The sequence below is a fragment of the Ruegeria sp. O4 genome (genome assembly GCF_056535125.1).
In genome coordinates this window covers 34,763-59,491 of record NZ_JBQERO010000020.1, presented here as the reverse complement: position 1 = coordinate 59,491, position 24,729 = coordinate 34,763, and the positions used below count along the sequence as shown (strand labels likewise).

The following is a 24,729-nucleotide window of genomic DNA, read 5'->3' as shown; positions in this document are numbered from 1 at the left end:
CCGGTTCTCCTACATTGTGGTTGGGTCGTAGATGGATGCGGGCAGATCAAACCCCCACAGACGGAAGCGTTCCGAATAGTGGCTGCGCACACCAGTTGCCGTAAAGTGACCGATGATCTTGTTGTCAGGTGTCAGGCCAACACGTTGAAAACGAAAGATTTCTTGCATTGAAATCACGTCACCTTCCATACCGGTAATCTCGGTGATCGAGGTCATGCGGCGCGAACCGTCCTGCAATCGGCTGGCCTGAACGATCAGGTTCACAGCGCTTGCGATCTGGCTGCGGACGGCCTTAATGGGCATTTCGATGCCGGCCATCGCGATCATGTTTTCCAGACGTGAAATCCCATCCCGGGCCGAGTTCGCGTGGATCGTGGTCATCGAACCGTCGTGGCCAGTGTTCATGGCCTGCAACATATCGATCACCTCGGCGCCGCGTGTCTCGCCGACGATGATGCGGTCAGGTCGCATACGCAAGGCGTTCTTCAGACAGTCGCGCGGACTGACCTCACCTTTGCCTTCCACGTTGGGCGGTCGGCTTTCCATCCGGCCCACATGCGTCTGTTGCAGCTGAAGTTCCGCTGTATCCTCGATGGTCAGGATGCGTTCGGCATCGTCGATAAAGCTGGACAGAGCGTTGAGCGTAGTCGTTTTACCGGAACCGGTACCGCCCGACACGATAACGTTCAGTCGGGTCGACACGGCAGCTTGCAAATAGGCAGCCATTTCCTCGGTGAACGCACCAAAATTGACCAGATCATCGATACCCAGCTTGTCTTTTTTGAATTTACGAATCGAAACCAGAGACCCATCAACCGCGATAGGGGGCACCATGGCGTTGAATCGCGATCCATCGGCCAGTCGGGCGTCAACATAGGGGTTGGATTCATCGACACGACGGCCTACCGCGGACACGATCTTATCGATGATCCGCATCAGGTGCTTTTCATCCTTGAAGGTGATGTCGCTGATTTCCAGCTTACCGGCACGTTCGACGAAAATCTGATGCGGTCCGTTGACCAGAATATCGTTGACCGTATCGTCCTGCAGAAGCGTCTCAAGCGGGCCAAGGCCTGTTACTTCGTCATAAAGTTCTTTGTTCAGCTGCGATCGGTCGTCGCGATTCAGAACGATGTTCCTGGTTTCCAGAACTTCGCTGGCGATTGCGCTGATTTCGGCTCGTAGCTCCGCTTCGGCGGCAGTTTCCAAAGCTGCCAGGTTCAGGTTCTCCAGCAACTCGCGGTGAAGTTCGATCTTGATCTCACTCAGCCGCTCTTTGCGTTTTCGATCACGATCTGCCCCGGCAACCTCGGCCGTTTTTTTCTGAGGTTTGCGTACGACGGCCGTTGCAGCGGGGCTGGGGGCAGCTTGTGCGGCAGGTGCCGCCGTTTCGACCGGCTGCGCTGCCGCTTTGACGGGCTGCGCTGCTGGCTGTTTTTTATATCTTGAAAACACGGCGATCCCCCCTTGGGATGATGTTACGCAGCTTCAGCGCTGCTGCTGCCAAGGCTGTGAAGTGATTTGGCGAGCTTCGCGATTTCCCGGCGAAGCGGGTTCTTGGCGGCTGAATTGGCCAGCGGCAAACCATGGTCGCCACTTTGCATGACAGGTTTGCCCCCATCAGGCAGCAGCAGATCAATAGAGATGCCAAGGCTTTCCCCCATACGTTTCACGCGGCTTTTTCCATTCAGGTCGGTGAATTTTGGGGCCCGGTTCAGCGCAAAGCGCAGCTTGTTGAAGGGCAGTTCTTCGGCCTGCAACGCGCGCTTGAGGCGCAGGGCGTTCTGAGCCGAGCGCATATCAAGCTCGATCATTGCAAAATATACATGCGCCGCCTGCAAGACCGTTTCCGACCACAAGACCAGCGTTTTGGGCATATCCACAACCACATAGTCGAAATGCGTGCGCGCCACGTCAATCACGCGCTGGATGTCTTCGGGGGTAATCAGGTCCAATGGCACCATGTCGGATGGTGCAGTCAGGACCTGCAGTTTTTCTTCATAAGTTTGAAGAGCTTGTGAGAAAACCTCGCTGTCCATCGAATCCGTATCCGACAGCATTTCGAACACCGTCTCGCGGCGTGCCAGGTCCAGATAGGTTGAAACCGTGCCGTATTGCAGATCCAAATCGATCAGACAGACAGACGGGGCATCCTTGTCCGAGGCACAGGCCAGTTCCCAGGCCAGGTTTACCGCCAAAGTCGTGGATCCCACGCCACCAGCAAGTCCCTGAACGACGAACAACGCGCCTTCCTTTGATTCGCCACTTGCCAATGGAACAGCTGCGGCTTGCGCCATGACAACCGGATCGGGCTGCTTCATGCGTTCTACCGCTTCCTGCAATTCACCTTCCGGAAGCGGGTAGGGGACAAACTCGTCCGCACCCTTGCGCAGCAATTGGTGGAGCGAAGCAGGTGTGACGTCCTCTGCGATCAAGACGACCTTGATCTTCTTTTCCTTGGCCCGCGTGATGATTTCACCCATCAATGACAGGTTGTCTTCATCTTCCCCGTCGATTGCCAATGCAACGAATTCAAGTGCTTCGGCTTCTGGCTGGCTGAAAAAGGCCAGCGCTTCGGCAAAGCCCAGGTCGCCCCAGCGCTCGCCCAGAATGGTTTCCATGTCTTCAATCAGAAGGTCGAAATTCTGGACATCCCGGCTTATGGTGCAGGCCAGGATTGCAGAATTTTCGTCTTGCGGCGTTGCGCTGGTCATAAACACTATCCTCGTCGTGAGGGCTCAGCATGTCATATGAACGAATTCCGCCAGATTGATGTGCTGTCGCCCCAATACGGTCAAATTTGGCCGCAGGTCACCCTATTTTTCACAATGTTGCTTTGAAGTTGGGCAAGAATTGGGCGCAAAAGAACCAATTGTAGGGAAATGGGCGACGATGTCGCCCATTCTGCTTGTATTATCCACCAATGCCAGCGGCACTAGTTGGCCGTATCTGTTGTTGATACATCTTCGATCACGCTCTTCCACGTCGCACTTTCAACGTATTCGCGATAGATGATGTTGGCGTATTTGCCGTCCAGCAGCTGCGGGTGACGGTCAACAAAGCCAGAAACTTCCGTTACCGTCCGGCGGTTGCGGCGATCCCGATTCGGTGTCGCGATCAACGGCTGCGTTTTTCCAAAGGATACAACGGCTTCAAGACGTGAACGCGAGATTCCTTGCCGTTCAAGGAATGCGACTACTGCCTGTGCGCGGCGTAGACCAAGGCTCTTGTTGTAACTGGTTGATCCTACAGCATCTGTGTGTCCGTAAACCCGGAACCTGGCTTCGGGGAACTGTTTGATCCAGTCAGCCTGCTGCAACAGTATGCTTTGCGCTGATGCGTCCAGTTGCGAACTGTTGAAGGCAAAGTTCACTTGGCTGGGCACATCCGCGGCAAATCTGCGCCCAAGAATCTGAGCATAGGTCAACTCGCCGTTTTGAACCTGGATATTGTTCAATGTCGCGTTTCCAAAGGTTCCGGCATCGATCTCATATCCGACCTCGCGCGTACATGCGGCAACGGCGACCGTAAGACCCAGTGTGATGATCCACTTCTGCATTGGTCCTATCCTCCTGATCAATCTAGGACGTAGCCGTACGAGCTGCCAAAATTCTGTTTGGCAACTTCGGATGCTCCGCCGGCTCCGGGACGCTGTGTGCGAGCAACCCGACCATTCGCGAACAGGTCAAATTCGCTGGGTGGTTTGACACGATCGGTGGGAAGGGCTAGCGCCTCGCCACGCGTCGGCGTCACCAGATGCGCCGTTATGATGATGACAAGTTCACTTTGTTCGCGCTGATAGTCAGCGCTGCGGAACAAGGCGCCCAGAACCGGGACATCTCCCAGCCACGGCACTTGGTTGACCTGGTCAACAAAGTTGTCCTGAAGCAGCCCTGCGATGGCAAAGCTTTCCCCGTCGCGCAACTCTATAGTGGTCTTGGCTTCCCGCACGATAAAGCTGGGAACGGTGTCTCCATTGATCGTGAAGTTCGTGCTGGTGTCGATGCTCGAAACCGAGGTGCCCATTTCCAGATTGATCAGGTCGCCGTCCACAACCCGCGGGATGAAGTTCATATTCACACCGAAGGGTTTGTACTCGATTGCCACGACACCGTCGTCTTGCGGCACCGGAATCGGAACCTCACCGCCAGCCAGGAACGTTGCTTCCTGTCCGGACAGGGCCGAAAGGTTTGGTTCGGCAAGGTTGCGAACAAGGCCCTTCGACTCGAGGGCTTGCAGCAGCAAGTTGACCTGAGCTGATCCGACCCCGAAGCCAAACAACAACGTACCATTTTGCACGGTGACAGGGGGAACAAGGTTCTGCGGATTGAAGCCACCGACAAAATCAGTGCCCGCAACTGAAAGTGTTGAAGAAAGCTCTTTTGCGACTGAGCGATTCATCTCGGCAAAGCGTACTTTCAGCATCACTTGCTGCACGCCACCTACAGACATCAGGTTCGATACACGTTCGGGCGCGTAGCGTTCAGCCAATTCAAGTGCGCGGGCCAGTTTGGCGGCGCTTGAAACCGTGCCGGACAGTACGATGCCATCATTGGCGGTGCGCACTTCAATCTGCTCACTTGGCAGGATCTGACGCAGACGCTCTTTAAATTCGGTTACATCGGGCGAGACCCGGACACGTACGTTGGCAAGCAGATTTCCTGCGCCATCAAACAGTGTTAGCGTGGTCAGGCCAGGGGCCTTGCCCAAAACATAGATTGTGCGATCCGAAAGCGAAGAGATATCCGCAATGCCTGCGTTGGCAATGCTGAGCTCTGCAAACGGTTGTTCGCTTTCCACAACAATCGCGCGATTCATCGGAACTTCCAGCGTTTCCACTGTGCCCTTTTTCACCACGCGAAGGGTTTCAGCCCAGGCGGCATCGCCGACCGGGCTCATAACAAGCGACAACCCCAGCAGGGTTGCGCTGATCCAGGAACGTATTGTCATGTGACCTGCCTCTCCGATCACGCCTCGTTTTTTGGGTCTTATGCCCTATGTGCTAAGAGACTGCGCGAAATCCGAATTTATTGCAATAATCAATGGTTTCTGGAATTTTCCTTATGTGGAGAATTGGCAACAACAACAAGAAAAGAGCCGCATCTGAGATGCGGCTCCGATCTTGTAACACTCTGAATTGGCGTCAATTTGTACAGGGTATAGGCACGTTGACAATCTCTCCACCGCGTCTGATGCGCGTCGTGCAGACCTGTTCAACCTCTTCCTTCGGTTCCGGAGCGGCTGCCGTTATTCCAAGCAGTTTGCGCTGATCCACCTCGATTGCCGACGCAACAGAGTCATCCTGCACCCCAACAAGGGCCAGCGACAGCCGCCCGGTGTTCTGGGCCTGCGCGAGTGCTGCGACCTGTTCCGGCGTGGCTGCGACCGTGACTGTGCGTGCAATCGTTGCGCTTGCGACGTCCGAACCAGCGGTCTGGTCGACGGCGATCAGCTGAACGTTGGTTTCGATCAGTTTGGTGATGCCGCCAGAATTCCCTTCTACCGTCCCGCTTGACCCGGTCCAGTAGATGTCGACATTGTCGCCGGGGCGCAAGAAGCCTGAAACACCAGAGGCCACGTCCACGCTGATCGCAAAGGCGCGCATACCTTTTTCAAGACGAGAGGTCAGCCCGGCCGATTCGCCTGGCCGTGTGATCTTGACCTCCATAATCGCCTCGTCTTTTTCCATGGTCCTCAGAATATAACGCTCATTGGCGCCACTTTCGGGAAACAAGGCAGTGAGATCAGAGAACGTACCTTCGGGAATCGCGTTTTCCGGCCAGTCTACAGCGCGCACGTCTTCCTGCGTCAGGCGTTCACCGTATTTCAGAGGACGATTTGAAACGTAAACAGTTACCGTCGGGATGACATCGACTTTGGCATTGGCCAGCGCTTCTTCTGCCGCTTGTTTCTGCCGTGCCAGTTCGCTTTGATAAGCCGCAATATAGTTGCGCGCCATGTAAACGGCGCCCCCAGCCAGAGCAACGCCGACAATCAGGACAAGTCCGAATACCGCTCGCATACATGCACCTCTTTCTTATTTAGTCGGATACTAAGCGGCCAAAGGGCCACTTTGAAACAGCCCAAGTGTTAAATGTAAATTGTGTCGAAATGTGGGACAAAAATGTCTGCTTGTTAGATTCTGCGTCAGCTTTCGCACAATTCCGCAAAACAACTGCTGTCATCTCCCTGCGGCAGGCCAGACGAAGAACAACGAAACAAACGCCGCGCCCAAAAAGGTCGCCGCGATTATTTGCCCGACACGTTCACCAACAAGCTCAGGAAAGCTGGTGAATGTGAAAACTCGCTGCGGGTCAGTTGGTTCCCGCTGTTACAAGGCCACCGGGAGCGGTGTTCGAGCCGGTACTGACAACAGAGGAACTCATGGCTTGGTTGATGTTACCGCCGATACCATCAACACTTGATCTGATGACAAGGTAGGTCGCGCTTGACAGTCCGATGAGCACTGCGGTCAAAACCACCCAGTCAACGGTCACCGCTCCTGCTTCGTCCGATTTGAACCGATTAAGGAACTTTAGCATCTACTTATCTCCAATACGACAATTCAGTGTTTCCCGTAACGTCGCCTAATAGTGGTTCGTTCGGATGGCGGAAATCAGGCCAAAAGTTGATTTCGCTGGAAATATCCAAGATTCCAAACTTTTTCACGGGCTCTTTTGTGCGCAAAGACCTGCAAATTGGGCGTGATCAATTCGGTGGCGCTCGCGGCGTGGCGTGCGGGGTAGGACCGTCAAACTCTATTCTTAGAGATATTGAAAGACCTCTGAACGAAAAAAGCCGCGCCTGAATGGCGCGGCTTTAAAATCTTGCTCAAGCAGAAGCTTAGCTGCCGCTGTTGCTGCCTGCAGTTGTGATACCGCCGGTTGCGGTGTTGCTGCCGGTGCTCAGCGATGCGCCGTTCAGGGCCTGGTTCACGTCTGTTGCCAGGCCGGTCGCGCCAGCCGAGATCTGCTGGTATGCAACGGCTGCCAGGCCGATGACTGCTGCGGTCAGAACAACCCAGTCAACTGTTACTGCGCCGTCTTCGTCTTTGCGGAAGTTCTTGATGAACTTGATCATGTTACGTCCCTCCTAAAGGATCAAAAAGAGTTTAACAAACCTCGGCGTTCTTCAGAGCTTTCTCTCTCAGTCCGCTCATGTCCGTCTCGGTATGGATTAATGTTTGCCTGTTGTGCGTGGCAGGAATTGGGCCAAACACAGATTTTTTTTCGTGCGGCTTAACTTTTTAGTCACTAAATGCGTAAACCCATGCAAATAAAAGGAAAAAAAATTCTTCGATTGGTGCGAAGTGCTCCGCAGCGGTGCAAATATACGCCAAATGAGGCGAAATTGCCCCAATTCGCTTTGTTTTTCTGGCCTTGGGCGAAGATTCGCGGTTCAAATCGCGTAAAAAGAATACATGAGGCAGGCACATGACTCTCCGGAACGCACTTCAATGCGCCGGTGTACTGGCGTTTCTACTATCTGGTGTCGCACCCGGGTCAGCGACCGAGGTTGAGCCGCGCGGAGTTTACAAGCGGATCAAGGCCCCCAAGCCGGGTGAGCGTCCTCGCGTGACCATTCAGATCACACCCGAGGAACACGCGGCCAAGCCCTCAGCCCCCAGCACAGGGGTGGAGCTGGTGGTTCCAGAAATCATAGCAAGAACCAAAGTGGTTCAGCCCACAGTGCCGGGAATCGGTGCCGCGCCTGACCCGAAAGGGTCGTACAAGGCATTCTGGGACCGCATTTCACCGCATATCGATGAAGGTGGGGCCGGGCGGCTTGATGCTGCGATTAACGCGCTGGCGGCGACGAATGTAAGATCACCCCGGCTGCAATCGCTGCAAAACATAGCAAAAGAACGCGGGATCGAGATTTTGCGGTCAACCGTGGGAACCAATGTGTCGCCAGCGCTGGTGCTGGCCGTCATTTCGGTTGAATCAGCCGGTCGCGCAGATGCCGTCAGTTCGGCCGGCGCGCAGGGGCTTATGCAGTTGATGCCCGCCACAGCTGCCCGCTTTGGTGTTAAGGACAGTCTGCAACCCTCGCAGAACATCGCCGGGGGCGTGAAATACCTCAACTGGCTGATGGAAGAGTTCGGGAATGATCCGATTCTGGTTCTGGCCGGTTACAACGCGGGTGAGGGGGCTGTACGTAAACACAGCGGCGTGCCGCCTTATGCCGAAACCCGGGATTATGTCCCCAAGGTTCTGGCCGCTTTCCAGATCGCGCGGGCTTTGTGCGCGACACCGCCGGATCTGATTTCAGATGGTTGCGTGTTCCAGACCTCAAATTGAAAAAGGCCCGCCTCGATCCGGCGGGCCTTTTCTTTTTTTCAGCCGACGATTGTCGCTTCGGTCGCAGCGCGCATTTCGTCTTCACTGACACCATCTGCCAGTTCGACGATTCTCAATCCGCCCTCGACCACGTCCAGAACGCCCAGATTGGTGATGATGCGATCCACGACACCCTTGCCTGTCAGTGGCAGAGTGCATTCCTTCAGGACCTTGCTTTCACCGTGCTTGTTGGTGTGGTCCATAACCACGATCACGCGCCCAACGCCTGCAACCAGGTCCATGGCGCCGCCCATGCCTTTCACCAGCTTGCCGGGAATCATCCAGTTTGCCAGGTCGCCTTTCTCATCCACTTCCATGGCACCCAGGATCGCAGCAGCGATTTTGCCGCCCCGGATCATCGCAAAGGACGTGGCGCTGTCGAAATAGGCAGTGCGGGACAGCTCGGTGATCGTCTGTTTGCCCGCGTTGATCAGGTCCGGGTCTTCTTCGCCTTCATACGGGAAAGGGCCCATGCCCAGCATACCGTTTTCCGATTGCAGTGTGATGTCCTTGTCGCCGACATAGTTCGCCACCAGCGTCGGAATCCCGATGCCGAGGTTCACATACATGCCGTCGTCCAGTTCCTCTGCCGCGCGTGCGGCCATCTGATTGCGGTCCCAGGGCATTATGCGTCCTCCTTCTTGCGGGTGGTGCGCTGTTCGATGCGCTTTTCGTGATCGCCCTGAATGATGCGATGCACATAGATGCCGGGCAGGTGGATCTTGTCTGGATCCAGTGAGCCGCGCGGAACAATCTCTTCCACTTCGGCCACGCAGATCTTGCCGCAGGTTGCAGCGGGCACATTAAAGTTGCGGGCGGTCTTGCGGAATACCAGATTGCCGGTGTCGTCAGCTTTCCAAGCCTTGACGATGGCCAGATCGGCAAAAATGCCTTCCTCAAGGATATAGGTCTCGCCGTTGAAATCCTTGTGCTCCTTGCCTTCCGCAATCACGGTGCCGACGCCCGTCTTGGTGTAGAAACCGGGAATACCGGCACCACCGGCGCGCATCCGTTCGGCCAGTGTTCCTTGCGGGTTGAATTCCAGTTCCAGCTCGCCGCTCAGATACTGACGCATGAATTCGGCGTTTTCGCCGACATACGAGCTGATCATCTTTTTGACCTGCTTGGTCTGCAACAGGATGCCGATACCGAAGTCGTCCACACCGGCGTTATTCGACGCAAAACTCAGGTCCTTGACGCCCGAATCCCGGATGGCAGCAAGCAACAGTTCGGGAATGCCGCACAGGCCAAACCCGCCCGCGGCAATCAGCATGCCATCCGTCAGCACCCCATCGAGTGCCTCGGCGGCATTGGCATAGACTTTCTTCATGGAAAACTCCCCCAATGACATGGTGATGGGCAGGTTTTGCCGCCACGTCATGGGGAAGTCAATGAAACCAGAAGGTTCAGGTATTTCTACGGTAGTTCAGCTGACAATAGTGTCAGTCGGCGATCAGGATCCCGCAGGCGATGCGCCCACCTGCACCGCCAATGGGCTGGCTCATGTGATCGTCGCCAGCTTCGTGGATGATGAAAGTTGATCCGTCCCCATCCAGCAATACATCTCCATCACCTTCAAGCGAAACAAGGTTTGTAAAGGCCTCCATCTCGCCCACGCCATCCTGTCCCACATATAGATTGGGCAGATCGCCGGGCTCGGGGCCTTCAGGGTTCAGCAGCCCATGTGCGCCTTCAACTTTGCCAACATGGCCTTGGGCCGTCTTGAACCCTTCGCCGGCCTCGCAGACACCATGGCTGTGCAGGTGCAACCCATGTTTTCCCGGCGGCAGGTCTGTGACGCGCACGTGCAGCAGAACACCATTGGGCCCTTGCGTCGCCTTCGCCTGACCAATGACGTCGCCTTGCGCGTTGATGATTTCGGCTGTGGCGGACTTGACGTGATGCGCGGCATGGCCCTGCGTGGCAGCCGCAACGCTTATCGCCGCAACAAGAATGGCGGTTCTGAACATGTCTCAACTCCTTTACTGAACAACGCAATCCTGTATCGCGTCAGTCCATAAACACGCGGGCCGGTTCCTTTATTCAGAAACCGGCCCGCGTGTTTGGTGACATGTCCCGGTCAAAAGTCCGGTTTATTCAGCCGCTTTCTTTGCTGTCTTCTTGGCGGCAGCCTTCTTTTTGGGTGCAGCCTTTTTCTTGGTGCCCTTCTTGGATGCGCGCTCATTGACCAGTTCGATGGCCATTTCCTGCGTCACGTCTTCGGGCTTGATGTCTTTCGGGATGGTCGCGTTGACCTTTTCCCACTTCACATATGGCCCGTACCGTCCGTCCAGAACCTGCATCGCGCCGCCATCGGGATGCTCGCCCAGGTCTTTCAAAGCTTTTGCCGCTGCGCGCCCGCGCCCACCGGGATTGGCTCGTTTTTCCGCCAAAAGCTCAACGGCGCGGTTCATACCGATTTCGAACACATCATTAGGGTCTTTGAGATTGGCATAGACCGGCTTGGTTTCATTGGCCAGCTGATGCATCAGATAGGGGCCAAAACGCCCGAAGTTCGAGGTGATCATGCCGCCTTCGGGGTGCTCACCGATCTGACGCGGCAGGGACAGAAGCGTCAGCGCCTTGTCCAGATCCATGTCATCCTTGCTCCAGCCGCGTGGAAGCGAGGCGCGCGGCGGCTTCTTGTTCTCGGGTGTGGGTTCACCTCGCTGGACATACGGCCCAAAGCGGCCGGACTTCAGCCAGATCTCATCCCCGGCGTCTTCGCCCAGCAATTGTTCGTCACCTTCCGCGCCTTCACCGGCGATGGGCCGTGTATAGTTGCACTCCGGATAGTTGCCGCAGCCCACGAAGCCGCCAGTGCGCGAGGTTTTCAGGTGCAATTGCCCCAGACCGCATTTCGGGCAGATGCGCGGGTCGGACCCGTCCTCACGCGGGGGGTAAAGCTGTGGCGCCAACGCCTCGTCCAGCTTGTCCAGCACTTCCGAGATGCGCAGTTCGGATGTTTCGCCAATCGCTGCCGAGAAATCGCGCCAGAACTTGCCCAGCAGATCCTTGTAGTCACGATCACCGGCGCTGACGTCATCCAGTTGCTCTTCCAGATTCGCGGTGAATTCGTATCCAACGTATTGACGGAAGAAGTTCAGCAGAAAGATGGTGACGATCCGGCCCTTTTCCTCGGGGATCAGCCGGTTCTTGTCTTTGCGCACATATTCACGGTCCTGAATCGTGGTCACGATCGAGGCATAGGTCGAAGGACGTCCGATCCCCAACTCCTCCATCCGCTTGACCAAAGTGGCCTCGGTATAGCGCGGGGGCGGTTGCGTGTGATGCTGCAACGCCAGAACGGCTTCGTTATCGGCCATGATTGCGGCTTTGTCCGACTCGCTGGTGGCCTTGGCAAACTGATCACGCAACGTAGTTTTAGAAAAGCGCGCGGGGTCGCCCTGCATGATCTGTGGCAGGCGCTTTTCGTCATCGTCGGCGACATCATCGCGGCCTTCTTCGTAGACGCGCATGAACCCGTCGAACAATACCACCTGACCGGTGGCACGCAGACCGACCTGACCGTCGTCACTGCCAATCTCGACCGTTGTACGCTCCAATCGTGCTGCCGCCATCTGGCAGGCAATGGTCCGTTTCCAGATTAGATCATAAAGCTTGCGCTGATCTTCATCCGTAACCTTCAGCGCCTTGGCATCGCGCGTCATATCCGTGGGGCGGATACATTCGTGTGCTTCCTGCGCGTTCTTGGCCTTGTTCTTGTACATACGTGGGCTGTCCGGCACATATTCTGCACCGTACCGGTCCGCGATGGTGTCTCGCGTTGCCGTCACTGCCTCGGGTGCCATGTCGATCCCGTCGGTTCGCATATAGGTAATGTATCCGGCCTCATAGAGGCGCTGCGCAACCTGCATTGCATGGCGCGCGCCCATGCCGAATTTGCGGCTCGCCTCCTGTTGCAGGGTCGAAGTCATGAACGGCGCGCTTGGATTGCGCGCGGCGGGCTTGGCTTCGACCGAAGTCACACGCAGCGCGCGGCTGGTGACGGCCTGAACCGCCAGTTCGGCCTGTGTTGCGTTAGCCAGATCGTGCTTGTCCAGTTTCTTGCCCGCCAACGTGACCAGCCGCGCCTCATAGGTCTGACCACGCGGTGTCTCGAACAGGGCCCGAACCGACCAGTACTCGACCGGCTTGAACGCTTCGATCTCCATCTCACGCTCGACGATCAGGCGCAGACAGACCGACTGCACCCGACCTGCGGATTTTGCGCCGGGCAGTTTGCGCCACAGAACCGGTGACAGGTTGAAGCCAACAAGGTAGTCCAAGGCGCGGCGTGCCAGATACGCTTCGACCAGGGGCATATCGACGTCGCGCGGGTTCCTCATCGCCTCGGTCACCGCCTCTTTGGTGATGGCGTTGAAGGTCACCCGGCTAACCGGTGTGTCTTTCTTGATCGAGCGGCGCTTGGTCAGCGCTTCCTGCAAATGCCAGCTGATTGCCTCACCCTCACGATCAGGGTCGGTGGCGAGGATCAGCGCGTTGTCTTCTTTCAGCGCGTCGGCGATGGCCTTTACATGTTTGCGGCTGTCATTGCCCACTTCCCATGTCATGGAAAATCCATGGTCCGGATCGACCGATCCGTCCTTTGGCGGCAGGTCCCGCACATGGCCGTAAGAGGCCAGAACGGTGTAGTCAGGGCCGAGATATTTATTGATTGTTTTTGCTTTGGCCGGAGATTCTACAACAACTACGGGCATTTAAGGGGAAACCTCGCTCGACGAATTTGGCGCCTTCTATGGTGGTGCAAAATGTGTGGGGCAAGCGGGGATTGTCAATGCGTTCCTTTGGCAGACGGAAAAGCGACGTGATTTCAGCGTGATACCCGCACCTGATCGCAGGCAGAGCGTTCGATTGGGCAATCTTGTTTTCCGTCCAAATCAGCCTGCCAGAGACAACAGCCCGCCCGGCTGCCGCTGGATTCGTCCGTCCAGTTCAAGGTCGACCAGCGCTGGCCCCAGATCCCCGGCCGAGGCCGCAATATCGCGCAGCAACTGGTCTTCGGCGATAGGGGAAGGTCCCAACCGCTCAAGGATTTGCGCCTGCAAGTCCAGTACGGCAGGCCGTGGCTGCATGGCGGGCGGCAGCTCGGGTTTTGCAAAGATCAGATCGCCTTGCTGCGGCAGGGCTTCGACAACGTCGTCTGCCGAACGGACCAGCGTCGCACCGTCCCGAATCAAAAGGTTGCACCCGGCAGCGCGGGCGTCGAACGGATGGCCGGGCACGGCCAGAACCTCGCGCCCCTGATCCAGGGCGTCACGCGCTGTGATCAGGCTGCCGGATTTTGCTGCGGCCTCGACCACCACAACCGCTTGGGCCAGGCCCGAGATGATCCGGTTGCGGCGTGGAAAATGCCTTGCCTGAGGTGTCACGCCCATTGGCTGTTCCGACAGCCGCAGGCCTTTGGTCGCGATATTGTGCGCCAGTTCCGTGTTCTCGGCCGGGTAAATGACATCGACACCGCCCGCCATGACGGCAACAGTGCCGGTGTCCAACGACGCCATATGCGCTGCCGTATCAATGCCGCGCGCCAGACCCGAGACAATCACATGTCCCTTTTCACCCAAGGCGCGCGCCAGACCACGCGCCATCCGTGCGCCCAGCGAGGAACAGTTGCGCGCGCCCACCATCGCAATCGCCGGTTTCTGCAACAGCGACACATCCCCGATGGCCCAAAGCAAGGGCGGGGCATCGGATAGGTCGTTCAATGCGTCGGGGAAATCTGCGGACCCAAGGCACAAAAGCCGCGCTTTGGCGGCTTCTGCGGCCCTGAGTTCCGCCTCGATCACGCCGGGGGGACAGGTTTCATACCCATCTATTCCGGCGGCGCGTGCCATTTCAGGCAGCGCGGCCAGCGCGTTCTGCGCCGAGCCATGTTCACGCAGCAGCCGACGAAACGTCGCCGGGCCGACCTTGCGCGAGCGCAACAGGCGAAGCCACGAAAACCGGTCCTCTTCCGTGGTGGGTGGGAGTGGGGGGTGATTGGAAGAAAGCTGCTCTTCGGTCATCCGTTGCTCCGCCTGATTGCAGAACTGGTTTACGGGACAGGGGGTTAACAGCCTCTGAATCGCAGATAATTAGCAGCGATTTATCTGTATTTCTCGGGGAATACACCGGTCAAGTGTCTGAAAATAAATAAAAGAATATTTTTCAACCGGCGCTCAAATCAATGGCGTCGGTTGGAGTGCTATCGAATCAAAGTGGCGCATGGTTAACCCTGCGCCTGCCTTTGCGCTTCTCTTCCGCCTCAGGCTGCCGACCCGCCGACAGTCAACCCGTCCATCAGCACCGTCGGTTGACCCACACCCACGGGCACCCATTGACCGTCCTTGCCACAGGTTCCCATACCCGGATCCAGCGCCATATCGTTGCCAAGGCCGCGGATGCGCTTCAAGGCCGATGGCCCGTCACCGATCAGCGTGGCGCCCTTGACCGGCGCGCCGATCTTGCCGTTTTCGACACGATACGCCTCGGTGCACGAGAAAACGAACTTGCCGTTGGTGATGTCGACCTGGCCGCCTCCGAATCCAACCGCCCAGATGCCGTCTTCAATATCTGCCACCAATGCTGCCGGATCAGCGTCGCCTCCCAACATGATCGTATTTGTCATGCGTGGCATTGGCTTGTGCGCATAGCTTTGCCGCCGCCCGTTGCCCGTGGGCGCAACGCCCATCAGCCGGGCGTTTTGCCGATCCTGCATGTAGCCGGTCAATATGCCGTCTTCGATCAACACCGTGCGCGAGCTGGGCGTGCCTTCATCATCCACAGTGATCGAGCCGCGACGGTCAGCAATCGTGCCGTCATCCACCACGGTCACGCCCTTGGATGCAATCTGTTGTCCCATCAGCCCGGCAAAGGCCGAGCTTCCCTTGCGGTTGAAATCGCCTTCAAGCCCGTGACCGATGGCTTCGTGCAGCAAAATACCGGGCCAGCCGGGGCCAAGTGCAACCTCCATCACGCCGGCAGGGGCGGGAACCGCGTCCAGATTGACCAATGCGATGCGCAGGGCTTCGCGCGCCTTGGCCTGCCAGTCGGCAGGGTCGATCAGCCCGCTCAGGCCAACCCGCCCGCCGCCGCCGGCCGATCCGCTTTCACGCCGCCCGTCCTGTTCAACAATGACCGAGACATTCACGCGCGTCATGGGGCGCACGTCACGCACAATCACACCATCGGGTCGCAGAATTTCCACCTCCTGAACGGCGGCGGCGATCATTGCGCTGACCTGAACCACCCGCGAATCCAAATCACGGGCAAAGGCGTCAATCTCCCGCAGGGTTTCGATTTTCACCGGGAAGGCGGCAGATTCGATTGGGTCTTCGTCCGTGTACAGGCGCGTATTCGTGGGGCGGGGGGCTTCGGCGAGCGTTCCGCCTCCATCGCCAACCGCCAGTCGCGCGGTCTCGGCAGCACGTTTCAGCGCGGCAATCGATACATCAGTGGAATGCGCGTACCCGGCCACTTCGCCCTGAACGGCACGCAGGCCAAACCCTTCGGATGCGTCATAAGACGCGGTGCGAAGCCGCCCGTCGTCAAACACCAGAGATTCGGATTTCCGACGCTCGACAAACAGCTCTCCATCCTCGGCCCCGTCCGTTGCCGAGCGCAATATGGCCAGTGCTTCATCTTGCGGCAGGGCGCTCTCAAAGGGGCGAAACGGGGCTTCAGGCATGGGTTGTGACCTTTCGGGTTTGATCCAGATCAAAAATAGCGTCTGTTTGACGCAAGCATTTTGCTTTATCTACCCGCCGGAATATGGTTTTTAACGCGGCCAAAGACAACGGGAGAGGTGCGACCGATTCACACCTTTCCGTCAGGGACGCAAAGATCAAACGATCAGGACAGAACATGAAGAATGCTTTGATGCTTTCAGGGTTTATGACAGCCCTCTCCAGCCTACCCGCCATGGCTCAGGAGCTTGAGATTATCGGCAAGCCGGTAGACGGCGGCATGGGCTTCCAGCCCGCGGCCACCAGCCTTGCCACAGGAATCCAGAAGCTGGACGGCATGATTCTCGTGATCATCACCGCAGTCTGTCTGCTGGTTGCAGCTCTGCTGGTCTATTGCATCGTGCGCTACAATCAGCGCGCAAACCCGACCCCGGCGCGTTTCTCGCACTATACCCCTGTTGAAATCGCCTGGACCTTGGGTCCGATCTTGATTCTGGTGTTTATTGGCGCGTTCTCGCTGCCGGTTCTTTTCAAACAGCAGGAAATCCCGGAAGGTGACATCACCATCAAAGTCGTCGGCAACCAGTGGTACTGGACCTACGAGTATGTTGATCACGATTTCGCATTCGACAGCTATCTGCTGGGCCACCCGGCGACCCTGGACGAGGGCGCACGCCCTGCGGACGCGGACGTGACGCCATTTGTTCTGGATGACGCAATGCGCGCCAAGCTGATCGATGCAGGCTACAGCGATGATGAATGGCTGTTGGCCACCGACACCGCTGTTGTCGTTCCGGTCGGCAAGGTCATCGTGATGCAGGTGACTGCATCCGACGTGATTCACTCGTGGACCATCCCGGCCTTTGGCGTAAAGCAGGACGGTGTGCCCGGACGTTTGGCGGAGCTGTGGTTCCAGGCCGACAAGGAAGGCATCTATTTTGGTCAGTGTTCGGAACTGTGTGGCAAGGACCACGCCTATATGCCGATTACCGTCAAGGTCGTAAGCCAGGAAGTCTATGACGAATGGCTGCAAGGTGCGATCGAAGAATATGCGGGCCTGCCGCAAAGCTATCAGGTCGCCTCGAACTGAGTACGATAGGGGCGGGCTCAACCCCGCCTGAAACAAATTTCAGGCTGCGCGGGCGATCCGCGCAGTTTTCGCCCCAGAAGGACCGGAAATGACTGACGCAAGCATCAATGCCAGCACTGCGACCGCCCGGGCGGACGAGGCCGGCTTTGGCGATTACTTCGCCCTGCTGAAGCCGCGCGTGATGTCGTTGGTTGTGTTCACGGCATTGGTCGGCCTGTTGGCGGCCCCTGTTCCTGTCCATCCCTTCGTCGGATTCTGCGCCATCCTGTTCATCGCCATCGGCGGCGGAGCCTCAGGTGCGCTGAACATGTGGTGGGACGCGGATATCGACCGTGTCATGAAACGCACAAAATCCCGCCCGATCCCTTCGGGTAAGGTCGAGGAAGGCGAGGCGCTGGCTGTTGGTCTGGCTCTGTCGGGTCTGTCGGTGATCATGCTGGGCCTTGCGACCAACTGGTTTGCAGGCGCGTTTCTGGCCTTCACCATTTTCTTCTACGTTGTCGTCTACACGATGTGGCTGAAGCGTTCGACGCCGCAGAACATCGTGATCGGTGGCGCAGCGGGTGCGTTCCCTCCGGTGATCGGCTGGGTGGCCGCCACAGGATCGATGTCGGTCGAGCCCTGGCTGATGTTTGCACTGACCTTCATGTGGACGCCGCCACATTTCTGGGCGCTGGCCCTGTTCATGCGCTCGGACTATGACGACGCGGGCGTGCCGATGCTGACCGTCACCCATGGTCGCCGCGCGACACGTGTCCATATTCTTGTCTATACAGCCCTGCTGGCCCTGCTGGCCATCGGAACTGCATTTTCAGGCATTGGCGGCCCGATCTATCTGACCGTTGCATTGATTCTGAACATCCTGTTCCTGCGGGGCGCGTGGAAAATCTCGCGCCGGACCGAAGACGATTCCGAGGCAGATAATTTCAAGGTCGAACGCGGTTTCTTCAAGCTGTCGCTGCTGTATCTGTTCCTGCATTTCGGTGCCGTTCTGGCCGAAGCCCTACTGAAACCCTATGGTCTGGGGGGATGGTCATGAGCCTGCGCAAAGGTCACGAGCTGCATCAGCGCCGGTTCAGCCGCAATCTGGGTGTCGGCCTGACGCTGGCTGCCTTTATAGTGATCATCTTCGGCCTGACCATCGTCAAGGTCTCGGGCACTGATTTCAACAGGGCGACGCAAGAGGTTCAGAACTGATGGCGTTGTCCGGTCCTCAGAAAACGGTTTTCCAGACCGTTGGCGTGGTTGTCCTGATGGGCAGTCTGGCCTGGGCGTCGGTGCCGTTCTACAACTGGTTCTGCCGGGTGACCGGATTTGGCGGCACCACCGGTGTTGCCGAAACCGCCCCCGATACCATTCTGGATCGCACCGTTACCATCCGCTTTGACGCGTCCAAGGCCAAGGACATGCAATGGGAGTTCAAGCCGGTCGTGCGCGAGATGGATGTGCGCATCGGCGAAACAGGTCTCGCGTTTTACGAGGCCTATAACCCGACAGACCGCCCCATTGCCGGGCAGGCGTCTTACAACGTGGCGCCCTATTCTGCGGGTGGGTATTTCCAGAAGATTGCCTGTTTCTGCTTTGAAGAGCAGGTGCTGCAACCCGGCGAGCGCGTTGAGATGCCGGTGACTTTCTTCGTCGACCCGGAAATGGTCGAGGATCTTGAAGCCAAGTATGTTCATACGATCACGCTGTCGTATACATTCTACGAAATTGACCTGCCCGAGGGCTATGCCGCCCTCGATGCGCAGGCAGATACAAACACGAACTAACGCCTGTAGGTGAGGGACGCTGATGGCACACGCTAAAAACCACGATTATCACATTCTGGCCCCTTCGATCTGGCCTCTGATCGGCGCCGTCGGCGGCTTTGTCATGCTGTTCGGAGCCGTTCTCTGGATGCAAGGCATCACGCCCTTCATGTTCTGGGCCGGTCTGGCAGCTGTGCTTTACACGATGTTCGCCTGGTGGTCGGATGTGGTTGCGGAAAGCCGTCAGGGCGATCACACGCCTGTTGTCCGCATCGGTCTGCGTTACGGCTTCATCCTGTTCGTCATGTCCGAGGTGATGTTCTTCTTCGCCTGGTTCTGGTCGTTCTTCAAACATCGCATGTATCCGATGTACGACTATGCCGGCACCGAATACATCCAGCCGGACATTCATGCGGTTGACCCGTTCCACCTGCCGCTGATCAACACTCTGGTCCTGTTACTGTCAGGCTGTGCGATCACCTGGGCGCACCATGCGCTGGTGCATGACAACGACCGCAAGGCGCTGATCAATGGTCTGGCCATTGGCATCGTGCTGGGCATCGCCTTTACCTTCCTTCAGGGCTATGAATACGCCGAACTGCTCAAGCATGAAGGCTGGGAATTCGGCGGCGACCAGTTCTATTCCAACTTCTTCATGGCAACGGGTTTCCACGGCGCACATGTGATCATCGGGACAATCTTCCTGACCGTCTGCCTGATCCGCGCGCTTAAGGGTGACTTCACCCCCGAAAAACACGTCGGTTTTGAGGCCGCCGCTTGGTACTGGCACTTCGTCGACGTGGTCTGGCTGTTCCTGTTCTTTGCCGTCTACATCTGGGGCCAGGCTCCGCTGATGTAACGCCGGTCAGGCTGATCAGTTGCAAAAGCCGCCCCAAGGGGCGGCTTTTTCTCTATGTGGGGCGCAAGATTGCGCCCCATACAATTGCGTGGTTGCAATTCAGCCCGCGCGCCCCTTAACAAGACGCCGGTTCCTGCAAAGAAGTGTGGTCCTGACATGCGCCGTACCCTGTTCCTGCTAATCTTCGGCCTCGCCGGTTTGGGCGTGCTGCTGTCGCTGGGCATCTGGCAGGTGCAGCGTCTGGCGTGGAAGCAGGACGTGCTGGCCGAGATCGAAGAGCGGATCTCGGCTGCGCCGGTTTCCCTCCCGCTGCAGGTTTCGGTGGATCAGGACAAATACCTGCCGGTAACGGTGTCGGGCGAGACGGAGCCTGCGGAAGTTCACGTTCTTGTTTCGCTCAAACAGGTCGGTGCGGGGTATCGCATCATTCAGCCGTTCATTACCGGGGGCCGGACCATTCTGATTGACCGGGGGTTCATCCCGACCACGGCCAAACAGGCCGAGCGGCGCAACGGCCAGATGGAGATTTCCGGCAATCTGCACTGGCCAGATGAAATCGACAGTTACACGCCCGCACCTGATCTCGACGCCAACATCTGGTTCGCCCGCGATGTGCCCGCGCTTGCGGGTGCACTGGGCGCGGAACCGGTTCTGCTGATCGCCCGTTCGCAAACCGATCCGAATGTGACGCCGCTGCCGGTGGACACGGCGGGCATACCAAACGATCACCTGCAATATGCAATAACCTGGTTTGGTCTGGCTCTGGTCTGGGCCGCGATGACCGGATACTTCCTGTGGCGCAGCCGTGCCAATTCTGAGAGTGACGCGACATGAAATACATCTCGACCCGCGGGCAGGCGCCCGAACTGACGTTTGAAGAGGCGATGTTGACCGGACTTGCCCGCGATGGTGGCCTGTATCTGCCCGCCGAAATCCCGGTGATGTCGCAGGACGAGATCGCGGCGCTGGCCGGATTGCCCTACGAAGAAATCGCATTCCGCGTGATGTGGCCCTATGTCAGCGGCTCATTCGCCGAGGATGAGTTCAAGGCGATCATCGCCCGCGCTTACGAAGGTTTCGGCCACGATGCCCGCGCGCCATTGAAGCAGCTGAACGAGAACCACTTCCTGCTGGAACTGTTCCACGGCCCCACGCTGGCCTTCAAGGACTTTGCCATGCAGCTGATCGGCCAGTTGTTCCAGGTGGCGCTGAAACGCCGTGGTGACCGTGTGACCATCGTCGGCGCGACCAGCGGGGATACCGGTTCAGCCGCGATCGAGGCGTTCCGCGGGCTGGACGCGGTGGATGTGTTCATCCTGTTCCCGCATGGCCGCGTGTCCGAAGTGCAGCGCCGCCAGATGACCACGCCTGCGGACAGCAACGTGCATGCTCTGGCCGTTGATGGTGATTTCGACGATTGTCAGGCCGCGCTGAAAGACATGTTCAACGATTTCGACTTCCGCGACGGTGTGAAACTGGCGGGTGTGAACTCGATCAACTTTGCCCGCGTCTTGGCGCAGATCGTGTATTACTTCTCGGCCGCCGTCAGCCTTGGTGCGCCGCACCGCAAGGTCAGCTTCACGGTGCCAACCGGCAACTTTGGCGACATCTTCGCTGGCTATCTGGCCAAGCGTATGGGGCTGCCGATTGACCGCCTTGTGGTGGCGACCAACCAGAACGACATTCTGCATCGCTGCCTCTCGGGCGAGGGGTATTTCAAGGGCGAGACTATCCCCTCGATCAGCCCGTCGATGGACATTCAGGTCAGCTCGAATTTCGAACGCGCGCTCTATTATGCCTATGGCGAAGACGGCGGGGCCATCGCACAATTGATGGATGAGCTGAAACAGGGTGGCTTCAATATCAGCCAGGGCGCGATGGAAGCGCTGCGTGAGAATTTCGATTCGGGCCGTGTGTCCGAAGAGGAAACGCTGGCCACGATCAAATCCACGCTGGTGCACAGCGCCGAACTGGTCTGCCCGCACACTGCCGTGGGCATCAAGGTCGCAGAAGAACACCGCGCGGCAGACGTTCCGATGATCACGCTGGCCACCGCGCACCCGGCGAAATTCCCGGCCGCGGTCGAGAAGGCGAGCGGCGAACATCCGCCTCTTCCCTCCCGCATGTCTGATCTGTATGAACGTCCGGAACGGGTGACCCGCATCGCCAATGATCTGGGTGCCCTTGAGGATCATATAAAAAGGCACATCGCTGAGTGACTGTCAGACAAGACCAACTGAAGAACGGGTTTCGTATCGTCAGTGAACATATGCCGGGGCTGCAATCTGCGGCCATCGGCATCTGGGTAACCGCCGGTGGGCGGCATGAGCGGATCGAGCAGAACGGCATCGCGCATTTCCTTGAACATATGGCGTTCAAGGGAACCGAGCGCCGTTCGGCCTTGCAAATTGCCGAGGCGATCGAGGATGTGGGCGGCTATATCAACGCCTATACCTCGCGCGAGGTGACAGCCTATTACGCACGCGTTCTGAAGGACGATGTGGCGCTGGCGATGGATGTCATCGGCGACATCGTTCTGAACCCGGTTTTCGATCCGCGCGAGATCGAGGTCGAGCGGGGCGTGATCCTTCAGGAAATCGGTCAGGCCCATGACACGCCCGACGATGTGATCTTTGACTGGCTGCAAGAGCAGAGCTATCACGACCAGCCTCTGGGCCGGACGATCCTGGGGCCGTCCGAGCGGGTGAGTGCCTTTTCGCGAGAAGACCTGTCGGGCTTTGTGACCGAACATTATGGCCCCGAACAGATGATCCTGTCCGCAGCAGGTGCTGTGGATCACGACATGCTGATGAAACTGGCCGAAGAGATGTTTGGCCATCTGCAATCCCGCAAGGGTCTGATCCCCGAGATTGCACGCTTTACCGGCGGCGAAGCCCGACAGGTAAAAGAGCTGGAACAGGCACATTTCGCCCTGGCGCTGGAAAGTCCCGGCTATCGCGACGACGCGATCTATACGGCGCAGATCTATTCGACCGCATTGGGCGGTGGCATGTCCTCGCGCCTGTTTCAGGAAGTGCGTGAAGCACGTGGGCTTTGCTACACGATCTTTGCGCAGACCGGTGCCTATGCCGATACCGGAACAACCACGATCTATGCCGGAACCTCGGCCAATCAGGTGGCCGAACTGGCGACGATCACCATCGATGAGATGAAGCGCGCCGCCGAGGACATGAGCCCCGAAGAGGTCGCCCGTGCCCGGGCCCAGATGAAGGCCGGGATGCTGATGGGGCTGGAAAGCCCGTCGAATCGGGCCGAGCGTCTGGCGCGGCTGGTGCAGATCTGGGGACGGGTGCCCTCGCTGGAAGACACGGTTGCCAAGATCGATGCGGTCAGCACCGAGGACGTGCGCGCCTTTGCCGAAACCATGGCCGTTCAGGCCCCGGCGGCGCTGGCGCTTTACGGACCGGTCGCAGACGCACCGACATTGGCGGACTTGCAGGAGAGGCGTGCAGCGTGATGCTGTTGGGCAGACGCAAGCTGAAACTCGAGACCGCGCGGCTTAGCTTGCGTCCGCCTGTACATTCCGATTTCAACGATTGGGCGGCGTTGCGGCGCGCCTCAAAAAATTACCTGACCCCGTGGGAGCCGATCTGGGCCAAGGATCACCTGAGCCGCAAATCCTTTACCAATCGGGTCTACTGGGCTCAGCGCTCGGTCGCGAGTGGCACAGCAATCCCGCTGTTCCTGTTTCGCCGTGAAGACAATGTGTTGGTCGGGGCGATCACGCTGGACAATATCCGGCGCGGTCCTGCGCAGGCCGGAACTCTGGGTTACTGGACCGGTGAATCCTTTGCCCGTCAGGGATACATGCGCGAGGCGATTGGCGCGATGGTGCATCACGCCTTTACCCGTCTGGACCTGAGCCGGATCGAAGCCGCGTGCCTGCCGGAAAACCGGGCGTCGCGCGGTTTGCTGGAAAGCTCGGGCTTCAAATATGAAGGCGTGGCGCAGTCTTATCTACAGATCAACGGGCGATGGCGGACACATGTTCTTTATGCCAGCCTGCGGTCCGACCGGCGCGGCAAGACGGACGCGGGCTAGGGGGCTCTGCCCCCGTCGCGGCAAGCCGCGCCTCCCCCGGGATATTTTCGGCCAGATGAACAAGGGGCATGACTTGGTGGCGATCTGCGCTACACTTCGGGTATGCGCTGGTTGGTTGCAGCATTGATGGTGATTTCGGGCGAGGCCGTGGCGCAGGAGCGGCGGCCGAGCCATTGTATCGCTATCGCCGATGCTGCGCCGGGGATCGAATATCTGCACAAAGCTGCGTGGCAGGACCCGGTACCGGAGTTTTCGGTGCGCATCAGCTATGTCGCGCATGCCGCCTTTATGATCCAGACCCGTGGCGGGTTGAATGTGGTGACCGATTTTACCGGGTTCATCGGGGGTGCCGATCTGATTCCCGATGTGGTGACAATGAACCATGCCCATGACACCCATTGGACGGCGCATCCCGACCCGGCGATCCCGCATGTCCTGCCGGGATGGGGAGAGTTCGGGCAGGGGATCGAACATCACCTGGATCTGGGCGAGATGCTGATACGCAATGTCCCGACCGATATCCGCTCGGCCTATGGCGGAGTTGAGGAGCGCGGCAATTCTATCTTCGTGTTCGAGGTCGAAGGGCTGTGTATCGGCCATCTGGGACATTTGCATCATGTACCGTCAGACGAACAGTTTGCTGCGCTGGGTCGGTTGGATGTGGTCATGGCGGCCGTCGATGGCGGAACAACCATGCCCTTGCCCGACATGATCACGGTTCTGAAGCGGCTGAAAAGCTCGGTGATCATTCCGATGCACTGGTTCTCGGAGTTTTCGCTAGATCGCTTCCTCGTGGATATCCGGGATGAGTTCCCGGTTGAACGTGACGGCGTGTCCGAGATCACCGTCTCTCTGCGTGACTTGCCGGACCGTCCAACGGTTGTCGTGCTGGAGCCGCGTTATCTGATTGATCTGGAATAAGGCTTGCCGTGGCGGGATC

General features: G+C 58.0%; 24 protein-coding genes. 11 read left to right on the top strand and 13 right to left on the bottom strand.

Going from position 1 to position 24,729, the window contains the following annotated elements; all coding sequences use genetic code 11:
- Nucleotides 1-9 precede the first annotated feature (9 nt).
- From ACR0J7_RS17460 to ACR0J7_RS17430, 7 genes are all read right to left on the bottom strand, one after another.
- Nucleotides 10-1,455, bottom strand: coding sequence for a TadA family conjugal transfer-associated ATPase (locus ACR0J7_RS17460; protein WP_267363024.1), 1,446 nt, complete (start codon nt 1,453-1,455; stop codon nt 10-12).
- Nucleotides 1,456-1,478: 23 nt separating this feature from the next.
- Nucleotides 1,479-2,714, bottom strand: a complete 1,236-nt coding sequence (locus ACR0J7_RS17455; protein WP_480773932.1) for a CpaE/TadZ family protein — start codon at nt 2,712-2,714, stop codon at nt 1,479-1,481.
- Nucleotides 2,715-2,935: 221 nt separating this feature from the next.
- Nucleotides 2,936-3,559: an OmpA family protein gene (locus tag ACR0J7_RS17450; RefSeq protein WP_480484368.1), complete on the bottom strand. Its 624-nt coding sequence runs from the start codon at nt 3,557-3,559 to the stop codon at nt 2,936-2,938.
- A 17-nt stretch (nt 3,560-3,576) separates the two neighbouring features.
- Nucleotides 3,577-4,950: a type II and III secretion system protein family protein gene (locus ACR0J7_RS17445; RefSeq protein WP_480773931.1), complete on the bottom strand. Its 1,374-nt coding sequence runs from the start codon at nt 4,948-4,950 to the stop codon at nt 3,577-3,579.
- Nucleotides 4,951-5,143: 193 nt separating this feature from the next.
- Nucleotides 5,144-6,022: a Flp pilus assembly protein CpaB gene (cpaB, locus tag ACR0J7_RS17440; protein WP_480484370.1), complete on the bottom strand. Its 879-nt coding sequence runs from the start codon at nt 6,020-6,022 to the stop codon at nt 5,144-5,146.
- A gap of 292 nt (nt 6,023-6,314) precedes the next feature.
- Complete coding sequence (locus ACR0J7_RS17435; RefSeq protein ID WP_480484371.1) at nt 6,315-6,542, bottom strand: hypothetical protein; 228 nt, start codon at nt 6,540-6,542, stop codon at nt 6,315-6,317.
- Between the two features lie 301 nt (nt 6,543-6,843).
- Nucleotides 6,844-7,080, bottom strand: a complete 237-nt coding sequence (locus ACR0J7_RS17430; protein ID WP_480484372.1) for a Flp family type IVb pilin — start codon at nt 7,078-7,080, stop codon at nt 6,844-6,846.
- Between the two features lie 353 nt (nt 7,081-7,433).
- On the opposite strand from ACR0J7_RS17430, the gene ACR0J7_RS17425 reads away from it, so the two are divergent.
- On the top strand, nt 7,434-8,300 hold the full coding sequence (locus tag ACR0J7_RS17425; protein WP_480488501.1) for a lytic transglycosylase domain-containing protein: 867 nt from the start codon (nt 7,434-7,436) through the stop codon (nt 8,298-8,300).
- A gap of 38 nt (nt 8,301-8,338) precedes the next feature.
- Here the strand turns inward: ACR0J7_RS17425 and ACR0J7_RS17420 are convergent, their stop codons facing one another.
- The 6 genes from ACR0J7_RS17420 to tldD form a co-directional block, all read right to left on the bottom strand.
- Nucleotides 8,339-8,965 carry a CoA transferase subunit B gene (locus tag ACR0J7_RS17420; RefSeq protein ID WP_480495174.1) on the bottom strand — a complete coding sequence of 209 codons (627 nt, stop codon included), beginning with the start codon at nt 8,963-8,965 and terminating at the stop codon, nt 8,339-8,341.
- Entirely contained in the window at nt 8,965-9,669 is a 705-nt protein-coding gene (locus ACR0J7_RS17415; RefSeq protein WP_209505579.1) for a CoA transferase subunit A, read from the bottom strand. Before ACR0J7_RS17415 ends, ACR0J7_RS17420 begins: the two co-directional genes overlap by 1 nt.
- Nucleotides 9,670-9,781: 112 nt before the next feature.
- On the bottom strand, nt 9,782-10,309 hold the full coding sequence (locus ACR0J7_RS17410; protein ID WP_480539575.1) for a superoxide dismutase family protein: 528 nt from the start codon (nt 10,307-10,309) through the stop codon (nt 9,782-9,784).
- Nucleotides 10,310-10,432: 123 nt separating this feature from the next.
- Nucleotides 10,433-13,060 carry a type I DNA topoisomerase gene (topA, locus tag ACR0J7_RS17405; RefSeq protein ID WP_480915113.1) on the bottom strand — a complete coding sequence of 876 codons (2,628 nt, stop codon included), beginning with the start codon at nt 13,058-13,060 and terminating at the stop codon, nt 10,433-10,435.
- A gap of 180 nt (nt 13,061-13,240) precedes the next feature.
- Nucleotides 13,241-14,368: a DNA-processing protein DprA gene (gene dprA, locus ACR0J7_RS17400; RefSeq protein WP_480915111.1), complete on the bottom strand. Its 1,128-nt coding sequence runs from the start codon at nt 14,366-14,368 to the stop codon at nt 13,241-13,243.
- A gap of 239 nt (nt 14,369-14,607) precedes the next feature.
- Nucleotides 14,608-16,029, bottom strand: a complete 1,422-nt coding sequence (gene tldD, locus ACR0J7_RS17395) for a metalloprotease TldD (protein ID WP_480915109.1) — start codon at nt 16,027-16,029, stop codon at nt 14,608-14,610.
- A gap of 176 nt (nt 16,030-16,205) precedes the next feature.
- On the opposite strand from tldD, the gene coxB reads away from it, so the two are divergent.
- From coxB to ACR0J7_RS17345, 10 genes are all read left to right on the top strand, one after another.
- The gene (gene coxB, locus ACR0J7_RS17390; protein WP_209505589.1) at nt 16,206-17,117 is read left to right on the top strand and encodes a cytochrome c oxidase subunit II; all 912 of its coding nucleotides are present in this window, start codon (nt 16,206-16,208) and stop codon (nt 17,115-17,117) included.
- An 88-nt stretch (nt 17,118-17,205) separates the two neighbouring features.
- Nucleotides 17,206-18,156 (top strand): heme o synthase, encoded by a 951-nt coding sequence (gene cyoE / locus ACR0J7_RS17385; protein ID WP_480484378.1) that lies wholly within the window; start codon nt 17,206-17,208, stop codon nt 18,154-18,156.
- Nucleotides 18,153-18,314, top strand: a complete 162-nt coding sequence (locus ACR0J7_RS17380) for a hypothetical protein (RefSeq protein ID WP_209505601.1) — start codon at nt 18,153-18,155, stop codon at nt 18,312-18,314. The genes cyoE and ACR0J7_RS17380 overlap by 4 nt, the downstream gene beginning before the upstream one ends.
- The gene (locus tag ACR0J7_RS17375; RefSeq protein WP_480507766.1) at nt 18,314-18,889 is read left to right on the top strand and encodes a cytochrome c oxidase assembly protein; all 576 of its coding nucleotides are present in this window, start codon (nt 18,314-18,316) and stop codon (nt 18,887-18,889) included. Before ACR0J7_RS17380 ends, ACR0J7_RS17375 begins: the two co-directional genes overlap by 1 nt.
- A gap of 22 nt (nt 18,890-18,911) precedes the next feature.
- On the top strand, nt 18,912-19,727 hold the full coding sequence (locus tag ACR0J7_RS17370) for a cytochrome c oxidase subunit 3 (protein WP_209505605.1): 816 nt from the start codon (nt 18,912-18,914) through the stop codon (nt 19,725-19,727).
- Nucleotides 19,728-19,883: 156 nt separating this feature from the next.
- The gene (locus ACR0J7_RS17365; protein ID WP_480915107.1) at nt 19,884-20,561 is read left to right on the top strand and encodes an SURF1 family protein; all 678 of its coding nucleotides are present in this window, start codon (nt 19,884-19,886) and stop codon (nt 20,559-20,561) included.
- Nucleotides 20,558-21,946, top strand: coding sequence for a threonine synthase (gene thrC / locus ACR0J7_RS17360; protein WP_480539566.1), 1,389 nt, complete (start codon nt 20,558-20,560; stop codon nt 21,944-21,946). The genes ACR0J7_RS17365 and thrC overlap by 4 nt, the downstream gene beginning before the upstream one ends.
- Nucleotides 21,943-23,205 (top strand): M16 family metallopeptidase, encoded by a 1,263-nt coding sequence (locus ACR0J7_RS17355; RefSeq protein WP_209598175.1) that lies wholly within the window; start codon nt 21,943-21,945, stop codon nt 23,203-23,205. Before thrC ends, ACR0J7_RS17355 begins: the two co-directional genes overlap by 4 nt.
- Complete coding sequence (locus tag ACR0J7_RS17350) at nt 23,205-23,789, top strand: GNAT family N-acetyltransferase (protein ID WP_267363063.1); 585 nt, start codon at nt 23,205-23,207, stop codon at nt 23,787-23,789. The genes ACR0J7_RS17355 and ACR0J7_RS17350 overlap by 1 nt, the downstream gene beginning before the upstream one ends.
- A gap of 102 nt (nt 23,790-23,891) precedes the next feature.
- Nucleotides 23,892-24,710 (top strand): MBL fold metallo-hydrolase, encoded by an 819-nt coding sequence (locus tag ACR0J7_RS17345; protein WP_267363064.1) that lies wholly within the window; start codon nt 23,892-23,894, stop codon nt 24,708-24,710.
- Nucleotides 24,711-24,729: the final 19 nt, after the last annotated feature.

What these genes read in the sequence shown, in the direction of transcription:
- ACR0J7_RS17410 (WP_480539575.1), bottom strand. Translation starts at nt 10,309, where the DNA reads ATGTTCAGAACCGCCATTCTTGTTGCGGCGATAAGCGTTGCGGCTGCC.
- ACR0J7_RS17350 (WP_267363063.1), top strand. Translation starts at nt 23,205, where the DNA reads ATGCTGTTGGGCAGACGCAAGCTGAAACTCGAGACCGCGCGGCTTAGC.
- ACR0J7_RS17445 (WP_480773931.1), bottom strand. Translation starts at nt 4,950, where the DNA reads ATGACAATACGTTCCTGGATCAGCGCAACCCTGCTGGGGTTGTCGCTT.
- ACR0J7_RS17370 (WP_209505605.1), top strand. Translation starts at nt 18,912, where the DNA reads ATGGCACACGCTAAAAACCACGATTATCACATTCTGGCCCCTTCGATC.
- ACR0J7_RS17455 (WP_480773932.1), bottom strand. Translation starts at nt 2,714, where the DNA reads ATGACCAGCGCAACGCCGCAAGACGAAAATTCTGCAATCCTGGCCTGC.
- topA (WP_480915113.1), bottom strand. Translation starts at nt 13,060, where the DNA reads ATGCCCGTAGTTGTTGTAGAATCTCCGGCCAAAGCAAAAACAATCAAT.
- ACR0J7_RS17415 (WP_209505579.1), bottom strand. Translation starts at nt 9,669, where the DNA reads ATGAAGAAAGTCTATGCCAATGCCGCCGAGGCACTCGATGGGGTGCTG.
- thrC (WP_480539566.1), top strand. Translation starts at nt 20,558, where the DNA reads ATGAAATACATCTCGACCCGCGGGCAGGCGCCCGAACTGACGTTTGAA.
- ACR0J7_RS17435 (WP_480484371.1), bottom strand. Translation starts at nt 6,542, where the DNA reads ATGCTAAAGTTCCTTAATCGGTTCAAATCGGACGAAGCAGGAGCGGTG.
- ACR0J7_RS17430 (WP_480484372.1), bottom strand. Translation starts at nt 7,080, where the DNA reads ATGATCAAGTTCATCAAGAACTTCCGCAAAGACGAAGACGGCGCAGTA.
- ACR0J7_RS17375 (WP_480507766.1), top strand. Translation starts at nt 18,314, where the DNA reads ATGGCGTTGTCCGGTCCTCAGAAAACGGTTTTCCAGACCGTTGGCGTG.
- ACR0J7_RS17380 (WP_209505601.1), top strand. Translation starts at nt 18,153, where the DNA reads ATGAGCCTGCGCAAAGGTCACGAGCTGCATCAGCGCCGGTTCAGCCGC.
- cyoE (WP_480484378.1), top strand. Translation starts at nt 17,206, where the DNA reads ATGACTGACGCAAGCATCAATGCCAGCACTGCGACCGCCCGGGCGGAC.
- ACR0J7_RS17420 (WP_480495174.1), bottom strand. Translation starts at nt 8,965, where the DNA reads ATGCCCTGGGACCGCAATCAGATGGCCGCACGCGCGGCAGAGGAACTG.
- cpaB (WP_480484370.1), bottom strand. Translation starts at nt 6,022, where the DNA reads ATGCGAGCGGTATTCGGACTTGTCCTGATTGTCGGCGTTGCTCTGGCT.
- ACR0J7_RS17345 (WP_267363064.1), top strand. Translation starts at nt 23,892, where the DNA reads ATGCGCTGGTTGGTTGCAGCATTGATGGTGATTTCGGGCGAGGCCGTG.
- ACR0J7_RS17425 (WP_480488501.1), top strand. Translation starts at nt 7,434, where the DNA reads ATGACTCTCCGGAACGCACTTCAATGCGCCGGTGTACTGGCGTTTCTA.
- dprA (WP_480915111.1), bottom strand. Translation starts at nt 14,368, where the DNA reads ATGACCGAAGAGCAGCTTTCTTCCAATCACCCCCCACTCCCACCCACC.
- tldD (WP_480915109.1), bottom strand. Translation starts at nt 16,029, where the DNA reads ATGCCTGAAGCCCCGTTTCGCCCCTTTGAGAGCGCCCTGCCGCAAGAT.
- ACR0J7_RS17365 (WP_480915107.1), top strand. Translation starts at nt 19,884, where the DNA reads ATGCGCCGTACCCTGTTCCTGCTAATCTTCGGCCTCGCCGGTTTGGGC.
- ACR0J7_RS17450 (WP_480484368.1), bottom strand. Translation starts at nt 3,559, where the DNA reads ATGCAGAAGTGGATCATCACACTGGGTCTTACGGTCGCCGTTGCCGCA.
- coxB (WP_209505589.1), top strand. Translation starts at nt 16,206, where the DNA reads ATGAAGAATGCTTTGATGCTTTCAGGGTTTATGACAGCCCTCTCCAGC.